We start from the raw sequence: 11,572 nt of genomic DNA on the forward strand, positions 1-11,572 counted from the left end.
CGCCCTTGTTGTGGTGGTGAGCATGCTTTTTGTGGTGAGCGGGCTTGCCACAACAACCCGTGCGTACGTCATAAATAGGTGGGGAACAACACATGAATCACAAAGTGGCCTTCAGTTTTGCCGACGGCAAGACCCTGTTTTTCCCGGTGGGCGCCAATGAAATCCTGCTGGATGCAGCCTTGCGCAATGGCATCAAGATCCCGTTGGACTGCCGCGAAGGTGTGTGCGGCACCTGCCAGGGTCGTTGCGAATCGGGCGATTACACCCAGGATTACGTGGACGACGAGGCCCTCTCCAGCCTCGACCTGCAACAACGCAAGATGCTCAGTTGCCAGACGCGGGTGAAGTCCGACGCCACCTTTTACTTCGACTTTGATTCAAGCCTGTGCAATGCGCCGAACCCGGAGCAGGTGCGCGGGACAGTCAGCAAAGTGCAGCAGGTGTCGGCCAGTACAGCGATTCTCCACGTGCAATTGGACGCGCCGCTGGAGTTTCTGCCCGGCCAATATGCACGCCTCTCGGTGCCTGGCACGAACAGTTGGCGCTCCTACTCGTTCGCCAACCTGGCGGGCAATCAATTGCAGTTCCTGATCCGCTTGCTGCCCGATGGGGTGATGAGCAACTACCTGCGTGAGCGCTGCCAAGTCGGCGATGAACTGCTGATGGAGGCACCGCTGGGTGCGTTCTACCTGCGGCATGTCACCCAGCCGCTGGTGCTGGTCGCCGGTGGCACTGGGTTGTCGGCGCTGCTGGGCATGCTTGATCAACTGGCTGCCACCGGCTGCGAGCAGCCGGTGCATCTCTACTATGGCGTGCGCGGCGCCGAGGATTTATGCGAAGCGCCACGCATCGCGGCCTACGCGGCGCAACTGCCGGGTTTTCGCTACACCGAAGTCCTCAGCGACGCCGCAGATGAATGGCCGGGCAAGCGCGGCTACCTGACCCAACATTTCGACCTGGCCGAATTGCGGGACAGATCGGCGGATATGTATGTGTGCGGCCCCCCTCCGATGGTCGAATCCATCCAACAATGGCTGTCGGATCAGGCACTTGATGGCGTTCAGCTGTATTACGAAAAGTTTACGCAGAGTAATATCTGACTCCTCAGCACTTCTGAGGGGCGGGTGCGGCGTGCAATCAACCCCAAGAAAAACAAGTAGAAGGGAACGTTAATGGCGGATGACATGGTTAACCCGGTAGGCCTCAAGCGTGGCCTGAAGAACCGGCATATTCAGCTGATCGCCTTGGGAGGGGCGATTGGCACGGGATTGTTCCTCGGCTCGGCCGGGGTACTCAAGTCGGCGGGCCCGTCGATGATCCTGGGCTACGCGATTGCAGGTTTCATTGCGTTCCTGATCATGCGCCAGCTCGGCGAGATGATCGTCGAAGAACCGGTGGCCGGCTCCTTCAGCCACTTCGCACACAAATACTGGGGCGGTTACGCGGGCTTCCTCGCCGGCTGGAACTACTGGGTGCTCTACGTGCTGGTGGGCATGGCCGAACTGACGGCCGTGGGCAAGTACATCCAGTTCTGGTGGCCGGAGATCCCGACCTGGGTCAGCGCGCTGGTGTTCTTTGTCGCGGTGAACCTGATCAACACCCTGAACGTGAAGTTCTTCGGTGAAACCGAGTTCTGGTTCGCAATCATCAAAGTGGTGGCGATTGTCGGCATGATCGTGCTCGGCTGCTACCTGCTGTTCAGCGGCACTGGCGGCCCGCAAGCATCCGTCAGCAACCTGTGGAGCCACGGCGGGTTCTTCCCGAATGGCGGCATGGGGCTGTTGATGTCGATGGCGTTCATCATGTTCTCGTTCGGTGGCCTGGAGTTGGTAGGCATCACCGCCGCCGAAGCCAGCGAACCGCGCAAGGTGATCCCCAAGGCGATCAACCAGGTGGTCTACCGGATCCTGATTTTCTACGTCGGCGCCCTGACCGTACTGCTGTCGCTGTACCCATGGGACCAACTGCTGCAAACCCTCGGCGCGTCGGGCGACGCGTACAGCGGCAGCCCGTTTGTGCAGATCTTCTCGCTGATCGGTAACGACACCGCTGCGCACATCCTCAACTTCGTGGTGCTGACGGCGGCGCTGTCGGTGTACAACAGCGGCGTGTACTGCAACAGCCGCATGCTGTTCGGCCTGGCCGAGCAAGGCGATGCGCCAAAAGCGCTGATGAAACTCAACAAGCAAGGCGTGCCACTGCGGGCCCTGGCGATTTCGGCGTTGGTGACGATGCTGTGTGTGGTGGTCAACTACGTGGCGCCGCAAAGTGCCCTGGAGTTGCTGTTTGCGCTGGTGGTTGCGTCGCTGATGATCAACTGGGCGCTGATCAGCATCACCCACATCAAGTTCCGCAAGGCCATGGGCGAGCAAGGCGTGACGCCATCGTTCAAGACCTTCTGGTTCCCGTTCAGCAACTACCTGTGCCTGGCGTTCATGCTGATGATCATCAGCGTGATGCTGGCGATCCCGGGGATTCGCGAGTCGGTGTATGCGATGCCGATTTGGGTGGGGATTATCTACATTGCCTACCGGATGCGGGTTCGCAAAAGCAACGCGGTAGTGAACGCACAGTGATTCCTGTGGGAGCCCGGCTTGTGTGGGAGCCGGGCTTGCCCGCGATGCAGACGACTCGGTTTACAGTGAGACCCAAGTGATGCCATCGCAGGCAAGCCAGCTCCCATAGTTTTGAATGCATTCCAAATGAAAAAGCCCCGGTAATCCGGGGCTTTTTGTTTAGAGCGTGGAACGTACTCGCCAGAGCTCTGGGAACAGCACGGTGTCGAGCATCTTGCGCAAATACCCCACCCCTTCCGTGCCGCCGGTGCCCGGCTGGAAGCCGATGATGCGCTCAACCGTGGTCACATGGCGGAAGCGCCACTGGCGGAACGAGTCTTCCAGGTCAATGAACTTCTCGGCCAACTGATACAAGTCCCAATACCGGTTCGGATCGCGATACACCTCGCGCCACGCCGCCTCCACCGACTCGTCGTGCACGGTCGCTACGGTCGGGTCACGCTCGGCACGTTTCGGATCAATCGCCAGGCCCGCCTTGATCATCAGGTTGATCGCTTCGTCATACAGCGACGGCGTGGCAATCGCCACTTTCAACTCGTTCAACAGCTCCGGCCGATGGGCATGGGGCCGCAACAGCGCCGCGCTTTTATTGCCGAGGATAAATTCGATCTCACGGTACTGGAACGACTGGAACCCGGACGATTGCCCCAGGAACGGGCGGATCGCCTTGTATTCCGACGGGGTCATGGTCGCCAGCACGGCCCACGCATGAACCAGTTGGTCAAAGATCCGCGACACCCGCGCCAGCATCTTGAACGCCGGCGGCAACTCGCCCAGGCGCACATGTTCGCGGGCGGCCTTGAGTTCGTGGAGCATCAGTTTCATCCACAATTCAGAGGTCTGGTGCTGGATGATGAAGAGCATTTCGTTGTGGTCTGGCGACAGCGGGTGCTGGGCGCTGAGGACTTTGCCCAGGTCCAGGTAATCGCCGTAGCTCATGGACTCGGAAAAATTCAGTTCGGCGTTATGCCATTCTTCCGGCGGTTGGTAATCAGCAGAAAAGGGACATTGGCTCATCGCGTGGGCTCCTTGAGCGGGCGGAGAATGGCGCGGACCGGGCTGGCGTCCAGGTTGGCAAAGCGTAGCGGCAGGGCGATCAGTTCATAGTCGCCCTCCGGTACGTCATCGAGCACGATGCCTTCGAGAATCGCCATGCCATGCCGGGCTACGGCGTTATGGGAATCCATGGTCTTGGACTGTTGCGGGTCCAGCGAGGGCGTGTCGATACCGATCAAGCGCACGCCGAGGCTGGCGAGCAGCTCAATGGTTTGCGGCGCGATGGCGGTGAAGTCCGAGTCCCACTCAGTCAGTGGCGCTTGTGGATAAGTGCGCAGCAACACCCGCTCCGGCAGGTTATCCACACGGCCTTCCAGTTGATGCGGTTGCACCAGCGCGCCGCTGGCGAGGCAATGCAGCACCCGGCATGGGCCCATATACACGTCCAACGACACCTCGCCAATTGGCGCGCCGTCTGCGCTGTAGTGCAGCGGTGCGTCCACGTGAGCGCCGGTGTGCGGCGACAAGGTAATGCGCCCCACATTCACCGGGCACTCCGGGCCAAACTGCCAGACGCGCTCTTCCTGGAACGGCGTATCACCCGGCCAGGTCGGGGTCGCCGTACTCAAGGGTGGGCTGATGTCCCACCACGTTTTTATTGGGTTCATTTGAAGGCTCTCGGCGGTTACTGAAGTGAATGATACGAGGGCCAGCTGTGAATTTTCTTGCGAATTCTGGCGCGAGGCGGGAAATCTTTCGCACTTACTGCGAGGAAATCGCCTCTTTACGCTCAGAAGTGTCGCCTGGCCACAGTGGAGCTGCCACCAGGGATTAATGATTGACCTCGCTGTACCAGTAGAACCGTATTCACCTGCGCTTCTGGGCATCCCGATGTCGAGTTCAGACCACTGGCACAACGCTCAAGGCCTTAGGGTGCATCTTTCCATTCCCTGCCTCGGAGCCATCATGTCCAAGCCCATCACCGTACTGCGCGACACCCATCCCCTGCCGGTCCTGGATGCCTGCAAATGGGAGAAACTGGAAGGCGACCCGCACACCGTCAACCTCAACGCCTACACCAGCGAAGACGGCAGCAAGATCATGGGCACCTGGATCTGCACCCCAGGCAAGTGGTACGTGGACTACGTGAAATGGGAATACTGCCACTTCCAGGAAGGCTACTGCATCATCACCCCTGAAGGGATGGAGCCGATCCATTTGCGGGCTGGGGATATCTTCGTGGTAGAGCCGGGGATGAAGGGGACGTGGGAAGTGGTTGAGACAGTGCGTAAGTATTTTGTGTTTGCCTGATTTGCGGTGCACCGATTGGTTGGGGTAAGCCACTTATCAGCGGTGCACTCGCTTTGTGCGGTGAGCGGATTTGCCCCGCGCTGGGCAAGCCCGCTCACCACAATGCTCGCCCCCGAATGCCCTTACTTGGGCTTGCGATAGCTGTTGATGATCGCCGAGAAGTCCTGGCCCCCCTCCCCACGCTGGCTCATCGATTGGTACAACTGCTGGGCCACGGCGCCCAGGATCACCGGCTGTTTCGCCTGACGTGCCGCCTCGGTAGCCAGGCCCAAATCCTTGAGCATCAAATCGGCACCAAAGCCGCCGGTATAACCCCGGGATGACGGCGCGGTTTCAATCACGCCCGGCCATGGGTTGTAGGTGTCCGAACTCCAGCAGCGCCCGGTGGAGCTGTTGATGATCCCGGCCAGCACTTGGGTGTCGATGCCCAGCGCATCGCCCAGCGCCATGGCTTCGCTGACGCCGACCATGCTGATGCCCAGCAGCAGGTTGTTGCAGATTTTGGCGATTTGCCCGGTGCCCACAGCGCCACAGTGCACAATGTTGCGCCCCATCTGCGCCAGCACCGGTTGCAGGGTGGCGAACAGTTCCGGGGTGGCGCCAACCATGAACGTCAAGGTCCCCGCTTGTGCACCACCGGTGCCACCGGAAACCGGCGCGTCTGCCATCACCACGCCTTGCCTGGCCGCCGCCGCCGCCACATCGCGGGCGGTCTGCGGGTCGATGGTGCTGCAATCCACGGCAGGTACGCCATTGCCGATCCCGGCTAATACACCGTCTTCATTCAGCCACACGCTGCGTACATGGGCGGCAGCGGGTAGCATGGTAATCACCAGTTCAGCGCCTTGGGCCGCATCACGCGGCGAGTCGCTGATGCTGCCGCCCAGCTCGGCGAGTTCCTTGAGTACCGTCTGGTTCAGGTCGAACAGATTCAGCGCGTGGCCAGCCTTGATCAGGTTGCGGGCCATGGGCGCGCCCATGTTGCCCAGGCCGATAAATGCAATCTTCATGGTCGTCTCCCGGAATCAGCGCAGGTTGATGGTGGTGTTCACGCCATCGTTGACCGTGTCGTCATCGAACCAGCGGCTGGTGACGGTTTTGGTTTGGGTATAGAACTGCACCACTTGCTTGCCGTACGGACCGAGGTCGCCAAGTTTGGAGCCACGGGAGCCAGTGAAGCTGAAGAACGGTACCGGCACTGGGATCGGGATGTTGATGCCGACTTGGCCTACATCGATTTCACTCTGGAACTTACGCGCCGCTGCACCGCTTTGGGTGAACAGGCCTGTCCCGTTGCCGAACGGGTTGGCGTTAACCAGCGCGATGGCCTGGTCGAGGGTGTCGACTTCCAGCACTACCAGCACCGGGCCGAAGATTTCCTGGGTGTAGATCTGCATATCGGTGGTCACACCGGAGAACAGGGTCGGGCCGACAAAGTTGCCTTGCTCGAAGCCCGGCACCTGGATGTCACGGCCGTCCAGCTCCAACTTGGCGCCTTCTTTCACGCCGCTTTCGATCAACTCCAGGATGCGGGCCTTGGCACGCTTGGAAATCACCGGGCCTACATCAGTCCCGGCTTCGCTGCCGGCATTGACCTTGAGTTTCAGCGCCAGCGCCTTGAGGTCCGGCAGCCACTGCTTGGCCGCTCCCACCAGCACCACCACCGAGGTGGCCATGCAACGCTGGCCCGCTGCGCCGAAACCGGCACCGACCAAAGCATTGAGGGTATGTTCGCGGTTGGCATCCGGCAGCACCACGGCGTGGTTCTTGGCGCCCATCATCGATTGCACGCGCTTGCCGTGCTTGCCGGCCAAGTCGTAGACATGCGTGCCGACGGCAGTCGAACCCACAAAGGACACGGCCTTGATGTCTTTATGGGTGCACAGTGCATCCACTACATCCTTGCCGCCGTGCACCACGTTGAGCACCCCTGGCGGCACACCGGCTTCCAGCGCCAGTTCTACCAGCAACAGGGTCGACAGCGGGTCTTGCTCGGAAGGCTTGAGTACGAAGGTGTTACCGCAGGCGATGGCCATCGGGAACATCCACAGTGGGATCATCGCCGGGAAGTTGAAGGGGGTAATACCGGCGCATACGCCGATGGGTTGGCGCAGGGTGTAGGTGTCGACGCCGCCCGCGACGTTTTCAGCGAATTCGCCCATCTGCAAAGTACCGATGGAGCACGCATGCTCGACCACTTCCAGGCCACGGAAAATATCGCCTTCGGCATCGGCAATGGTCTTGCCCTGCTCGGCGCTGAGGACTACGGCGATGCGCTTGGAATGTTCACGAATGAGGGCTTGCAGCTTGAGCATGATGCGCATGCGTGCGCCGATCGGCGTCAGCTTCCAGGTCTGGAAGGCGCGATGGGCGGCGTCGATGGCGGCGTTGACTTCATCGGCCGTAGCGAACGGGACTTTGGCCAGCACCTCTTGGGTGGCCGGGTTGACGATGTCTTGCCATTGGGAGGTCTTGGACTCGACCCACTCGCCATTGATCAGCAACTTGACCTGTTTAACGGAAATATCGGCAGATGCGTTCATGTGGTCTCCAACTCTTATATTTATGTAGAGACAAGGCGCGTGGATCGCCTTGAAGAATGAGGCGTTCGGACTGTTTTTGGAGTATAGATGTGCAAATCTCTAATAAGAACGCACATAAAAGCCGGTCCAATATGCAAAAAAACATCACATCATTGGGCTCCCTGAACTGGGACGACCTGAAGTTTTTCCTCGAAGTGGCCCGCACCCGCAAGGCCAGCGTCGCCGCCAAACGCCTGGCGGTGGACTACACCACCGTGTCGCGGCGCATCAGTTCATTGGAAGTGTCCCTCGGCACGTTGCTGTTCGAAAAATCCCGGACCAACGGCTTCGTGCTCACTCCAGAAGGCCAGCGCCTGCTGGGTTACGCCGAGTCCATCGAAAGCACCTTGCACATGGCCTGCGAGCAAGTCTCCGGCTCAGGCGTGGCGCTGTCCGGTCACGTGCGCATGGGCTGCACCGAAGGCTTTGGCAGCTTCTTCGTGACCCCGCAGTTGAGTCATTTCGTCGACACCTACCCGGCCATCTCGGTCGACATCCTGCCCCTGCCCCACTTCATCAGCCTGTCCAAGCGCGAAGCCGACATCGTCATCGCCCTGGAACGCCCGGAACATGGGCCGTATGTGTGCTGCAAACTGTGCGACTACAAATTGCAGCTGTACGCGACCCAGGACTACCTCGACCAACACCCGCCCATCCGCAAACCGGCGGATTTGGCCGAGCATCCGTTTATCAGCTATGTGGATGACCTGGCGTTCAGCTCGGAGCTGCTGTACCTCGCGAACGTAGTGCCCGGGGCCAGCGCGAGCTTGCGCAGTACCAGCGTGATTGCGCAGTACGTCGCGGCGCAGCAAGGCCGGTCGATGGCGATATTGCCGTGCTTTTTGGCGGCGCAGGATCCACGGTTGTTGCCGGTGCTGGGGGAGCAGATTGCGATTACGCGGCAGTTCTGGATGTATTGCCGGGAGGACTTGCGCAAGCTGAAACGGATTACGTTGTTGTGGGACTACATCCGGGAAGTGACGGAGCAGAACCAGGGGTTGTTGATGGGGGAGACGCGGGAGATCAGGTTTGCGGATTAAAGGGCCAGTAACGACGATTCCCTTTAAATTGCAGGACGTTTCCTAGAGAATCTCCGGCCTATTGCGCCTTAGGGTTCGAGTGACTAGCCTCCGGACTTCGCTGAAAAAACAGCGAACGGGTTTAGCGACCCGAACCCGGACACAGCCTCCAACGACAGCAGCTTCCTGCTCGTCGTTTTCGTGTTATGGCGGCTGTGCGTGGGAGACCTTCGGGTCTGCCGGGTCCTGGGTCCGGTTCGCTAACCTGCGTACAGCTGCCACCCCTTCATGTTTAGCGACATGAGTGGGTGGTTCCTAAAACTCCCAGGTAGACATCATGACTAAAATCGTCCCCGATCCACCGCTTTCCTCCATCATCACCGTCGGCGTCGTCACCTTCGGCGACTACAGCGAAAACCAAAAACCCCTATTCCGCGTCAACGCCGGCATGCCCATCGGCGAAGCGCTGGAACATGCCTCCACCCTGCTGTTCTACTCCAAGAAACTCGCAATGGATGCCGCCATGGACGTGCGCGGCGAACACTATGCGTGGGCTGCGCATTATCTGTGTGAGATGAGCAAGGCGGTGGTGGATGACTTGAGCCAGGCGATGACGCCCCGCAGTTAAATGTGGGAGGGGGCTTGCCCCCGATAGCGGAGTGTCAGATCAAATGTACAGGCTGACACACTGCTATCGGGGGCAAGCCCCCCTCCCACACTTTGATTGCATTTCAAGTTGAGAGGGGTGAGGCGACTCAGTCCGCGATGACCACAATCGATACCCGACGATTCTCCGTACGCCCCGCCGCCGTGGTGTTGGACGCCACGGGCTCGGCGCTGCCCAACCCGCGCAGTTGAATGTTTTCTTCTTTCATGCCCACGCCTTGCAGCACCGTGGCCACGCTTTTGGCGCGGCGCAAGGAAAGTTGTTGGTTGTAGATTTCCTTGCCCGATGCATCGGTGTGGCCGTCGACGCGCACGCGTTCGATGCCCACGCCCAGCAGGGCTTTGCCGATGCGCTGGACGATGTCAGTGCTGGGCTGGTTGAGGGTTTCGACGTCGCTGCCGAACAGTACTTTGCCCGACAGGCCGAATGCCCAGCCTTCGTCGGTGAGTTCGAAGCCTTGCTGTTTAAGGACCGCGACCTGCGCCGGGGTCAGGCCTTTGGGTGGGGCGGTCTGGCAACCGCCGAGGGCAAGGAAAGCCACCAGCAATGAGATGAATAAAACGCGCGCGGTCGAGAACAAGGGATCAACTCCTGTGTTGAGTGTTGACGGTAGAGTGCTCCGACTCTGCCGTTTGCTGGCCGCCCTGAGAAAACCGTTTGGCCTGATACATCGCCGCGTCAGCGGCATTGAGCAAGGTGCCGGGAGTGACACCATGATCGGGATAAATGGCGATGCCGATGCTCAAAGAGGTCGATACGTGAGTATTGCCGGGCACGGCAATCGGCAGGTCCATGCTGGCGATGATCTTGTCGGCGATGCGCTGGGCATCCTCCACTTTGTGCAGCGGCGCCAGCAGGATGGCGAACTCATCACCGCCCAGGCGCGCCACCAGGTCATCGTCACGCAGTTGTGCACGCACGCGGTCGGCGACGGCCACCAGCACGGCGTCGCCGGCGGCATGGCCGAAGTTGTCGTTGATGTCTTTGAAGCGGTCACTGTCGAGGAACAACACGGCGACCCGTTCGTTGACCTTGGCAGCGCTGCGCAGTGCGCGGATCAGCCGGCCTTCGAAGAACGCCCGGTTGGGCAGGCCGGTGAGGCTGTCGTGGTTGGCCTGGTGGGCGAGGGTTTCGTTTTCGCTTTGCAGGTGGCTTTGCCAGGCTTCCATCTCGCCGAGCAAGGCATTGAAGTCGCTGCCCAGGCTGTCGAGTTCGGCGATGCGCGCCGGTGGCACGCGACGGTCGAAGTCGCGTTCGCTGCGCGCAGCGTGGGCCACGGCGGCGAGGCTTTGCAGCGGCCCGGTGATGCCCTTCAGCAGCCGGCGCGCCAGGTGCAGGGCAACCCAGGCGCTGAGGACGGTACAGATCAGGATGCCCGCCAGCCCGCTGAGCAGGAAGCGCAGCAAACTGCCACCGTGGCCGGTCAAGTGGATGCTGCCGATGGTACGGCCCTGGTGCAGGATCGGCTGGCTGATGGGCTGTTCAAGCAGGGTATGCGCCAGCGCCAGTTCAACCCGCGAAAGCATGCCGGTTTCGGGGCGCTCCCAATGCGCCAGCAGCCTGCCGCTGGCATCGAACACATCGGCCTGGGCCACTTCTTCCGTAGAAGCAATCAGGCTAAGCGCCTCGGTGGCCGCCGCGCGGTCGTTGAACACTACCGCCGCTTCGACGGTGTAATTGATGGAACGTGCGATCAGGTGCAGGTTGTGTTCGGCGTAGACCCGCAGCGCCAACACGCCAAGCAGGGTCAGGGACACGCTGGCCAGGGTCACGGCCACCAGCGCCAGGATCAGGTGCCCTCGGCCAATGACCGAGCGCAGGGTTGGGCGCACAATCACGGCTGTCATGAGGCCGGCGCCCGGCGACGGGACAGTTGCAGCACACTGGGGTGAATACGCACGCCGCTGCGTGCCACCGAGTCGAGGTTGACCTCGAACGACACTTGCTCATCGCCCACCCGCAGGCAGAACAGGCTGCCGACGGTGCACTGGTCGCCGCCTTCGCTGATGCTGAGCACCGGGTGACCGATCAACGAGGCAAACAGGCGGCTGCGTTCATCCGTGCTGAGTTTGCCGATGTACACGGCGTCGCAGGCGCTGACGATGTCGGGATGGTCGGCCAACAGGCGGCGCACCACCACCGGACGGCCGGTGGCCTGGGTGGTGCCTTTGATCAGGTCGTCGGTGTATTGGGTGGGGCCGACGATGCACAGGCGCAGTTGTGCAGGCTCCACGGGCCAGCGGGCATAGCTGAGGATGCCGAGGACCACTTGGGTGACCGCCTGGGCGCGTTGGACAGCCGGGCCTGGGGCCTCAGCAAACACGCAGGGCGCCAGCAGCCACAAAACCGCCACAAGCAGCAGGCGTCTCCAGCTCAAACTTCGCTCTGTGGGCGAGACGGCCACGTTCATGCAGCGATACT

General features: G+C 60.9%; 12 protein-coding genes. 5 read left to right on the plus strand and 7 right to left on the minus strand.

Annotated elements, in window-relative coordinates:
• Positions 1-92 precede the first annotated feature (92 nt).
• The gene (antC, locus tag DNK50_RS27115) at positions 93-1,100 is read left to right on the plus strand and encodes an anthranilate 1,2-dioxygenase electron transfer component AntC (protein ID WP_112196740.1); all 1,008 of its coding nucleotides are present in this window, start codon (positions 93-95) and stop codon (positions 1,098-1,100) included.
• Between the two features lie 72 nt (positions 1,101-1,172).
• The gene (locus tag DNK50_RS27120) at positions 1,173-2,576 is read left to right on the plus strand and encodes an amino acid permease (RefSeq protein ID WP_112196741.1); all 1,404 of its coding nucleotides are present in this window, start codon (positions 1,173-1,175) and stop codon (positions 2,574-2,576) included.
• 159 nt (positions 2,577-2,735) lie between these two features.
• On the opposite strand, the gene kynA is transcribed toward DNK50_RS27120, so the two are convergent.
• Both kynA and kynB read right to left on the minus strand, forming a co-directional pair.
• Entirely contained in the window at positions 2,736-3,593 is an 858-nt protein-coding gene (gene kynA, locus DNK50_RS27125) for a tryptophan 2,3-dioxygenase (RefSeq protein ID WP_112196742.1), read from the minus strand.
• Positions 3,590-4,240: an arylformamidase gene (gene kynB / locus DNK50_RS27130; protein ID WP_099587229.1), complete on the minus strand. Its 651-nt coding sequence runs from the start codon at positions 4,238-4,240 to the stop codon at positions 3,590-3,592. The genes kynA and kynB overlap by 4 nt, the downstream gene beginning before the upstream one ends.
• Before the next feature lie 298 nt (positions 4,241-4,538).
• Here kynB and DNK50_RS27135 point away from each other — a divergent pair, with 298 nt between their 5' ends.
• Positions 4,539-4,883 (plus strand): cupin domain-containing protein, encoded by a 345-nt coding sequence (locus DNK50_RS27135; protein WP_015885872.1) that lies wholly within the window; start codon positions 4,539-4,541, stop codon positions 4,881-4,883.
• 122 nt (positions 4,884-5,005) lie between these two features.
• Here the strand turns inward: DNK50_RS27135 and mmsB are convergent, their stop codons facing one another.
• Complete coding sequence (gene mmsB / locus DNK50_RS27140) at positions 5,006-5,893, minus strand: 3-hydroxyisobutyrate dehydrogenase (protein WP_112196743.1); 888 nt, start codon at positions 5,891-5,893, stop codon at positions 5,006-5,008.
• A 15-nt stretch (positions 5,894-5,908) separates the two neighbouring features.
• On the minus strand, positions 5,909-7,426 hold the full coding sequence (locus tag DNK50_RS27145) for a CoA-acylating methylmalonate-semialdehyde dehydrogenase (RefSeq protein WP_099587227.1): 1,518 nt from the start codon (positions 7,424-7,426) through the stop codon (positions 5,909-5,911).
• Positions 7,427-7,557: 131 nt separating this feature from the next.
• Between DNK50_RS27145 and DNK50_RS27150 the strand changes: the two genes are divergently transcribed.
• On the plus strand, positions 7,558-8,505 hold the full coding sequence (locus DNK50_RS27150) for a LysR family transcriptional regulator (protein ID WP_099587226.1): 948 nt from the start codon (positions 7,558-7,560) through the stop codon (positions 8,503-8,505).
• Between the two features lie 316 nt (positions 8,506-8,821).
• Entirely contained in the window at positions 8,822-9,112 is a 291-nt protein-coding gene (locus DNK50_RS27160; protein ID WP_099587224.1) for a DUF3077 domain-containing protein, read from the plus strand.
• A 127-nt stretch (positions 9,113-9,239) separates the two neighbouring features.
• Here DNK50_RS27160 and DNK50_RS27165 read toward each other — a convergent pair whose 3' ends face one another.
• The 3 genes from DNK50_RS27165 to DNK50_RS27175 are packed head-to-tail and all read right to left on the minus strand — an operon-like array spanning position 9,240 to position 11,561.
• Entirely contained in the window at positions 9,240-9,731 is a 492-nt protein-coding gene (locus DNK50_RS27165) for an OmpA family protein (protein ID WP_099587223.1), read from the minus strand.
• Positions 9,732-9,735: 4 nt separating this feature from the next.
• A complete protein-coding gene (locus DNK50_RS27170) occupies positions 9,736-10,998 on the minus strand; it encodes a diguanylate cyclase domain-containing protein (RefSeq protein WP_112196744.1) in 1,263 nt (420 codons plus the stop codon).
• On the minus strand, positions 10,995-11,561 hold the full coding sequence (locus DNK50_RS27175; protein WP_112196745.1) for a YfiR family protein: 567 nt from the start codon (positions 11,559-11,561) through the stop codon (positions 10,995-10,997). Before DNK50_RS27175 ends, DNK50_RS27170 begins: the two co-directional genes overlap by 4 nt.
• Between the last annotated feature and the right edge of the window lie 11 nt (positions 11,562-11,572).

Source organism: Pseudomonas sp. LG1E9 (genome assembly GCF_003290225.1).
In the GTDB taxonomy this organism is placed as follows: domain Bacteria; phylum Pseudomonadota; class Gammaproteobacteria; order Pseudomonadales; family Pseudomonadaceae; genus Aquipseudomonas; species Aquipseudomonas cyclaminis.

Excerpts from the sequence above, each read along its gene's own strand:
- antC (WP_112196740.1), top strand. The coding sequence starts at position 93 with ATGAATCACAAAGTGGCCTTCAGTTTTGCCGACGGCAAGACCCTGTTT.
- DNK50_RS27120 (WP_112196741.1), top strand. The coding sequence starts at position 1,173 with ATGGCGGATGACATGGTTAACCCGGTAGGCCTCAAGCGTGGCCTGAAG.
- kynA (WP_112196742.1), bottom strand. The coding sequence starts at position 3,593 with ATGAGCCAATGTCCCTTTTCTGCTGATTACCAACCGCCGGAAGAATGG.
- kynB (WP_099587229.1), bottom strand. The coding sequence starts at position 4,240 with ATGAACCCAATAAAAACGTGGTGGGACATCAGCCCACCCTTGAGTACG.
- DNK50_RS27135 (WP_015885872.1), top strand. The coding sequence starts at position 4,539 with ATGTCCAAGCCCATCACCGTACTGCGCGACACCCATCCCCTGCCGGTC.
- mmsB (WP_112196743.1), bottom strand. The coding sequence starts at position 5,893 with ATGAAGATTGCATTTATCGGCCTGGGCAACATGGGCGCGCCCATGGCC.
- DNK50_RS27145 (WP_099587227.1), bottom strand. The coding sequence starts at position 7,426 with ATGAACGCATCTGCCGATATTTCCGTTAAACAGGTCAAGTTGCTGATC.
- DNK50_RS27150 (WP_099587226.1), top strand. The coding sequence starts at position 7,558 with ATGCAAAAAAACATCACATCATTGGGCTCCCTGAACTGGGACGACCTG.
- DNK50_RS27160 (WP_099587224.1), top strand. The coding sequence starts at position 8,822 with ATGACTAAAATCGTCCCCGATCCACCGCTTTCCTCCATCATCACCGTC.
- DNK50_RS27170 (WP_112196744.1), bottom strand. The coding sequence starts at position 10,998 with ATGACAGCCGTGATTGTGCGCCCAACCCTGCGCTCGGTCATTGGCCGA.
- DNK50_RS27175 (WP_112196745.1), bottom strand. The coding sequence starts at position 11,561 with ATGAACGTGGCCGTCTCGCCCACAGAGCGAAGTTTGAGCTGGAGACGC.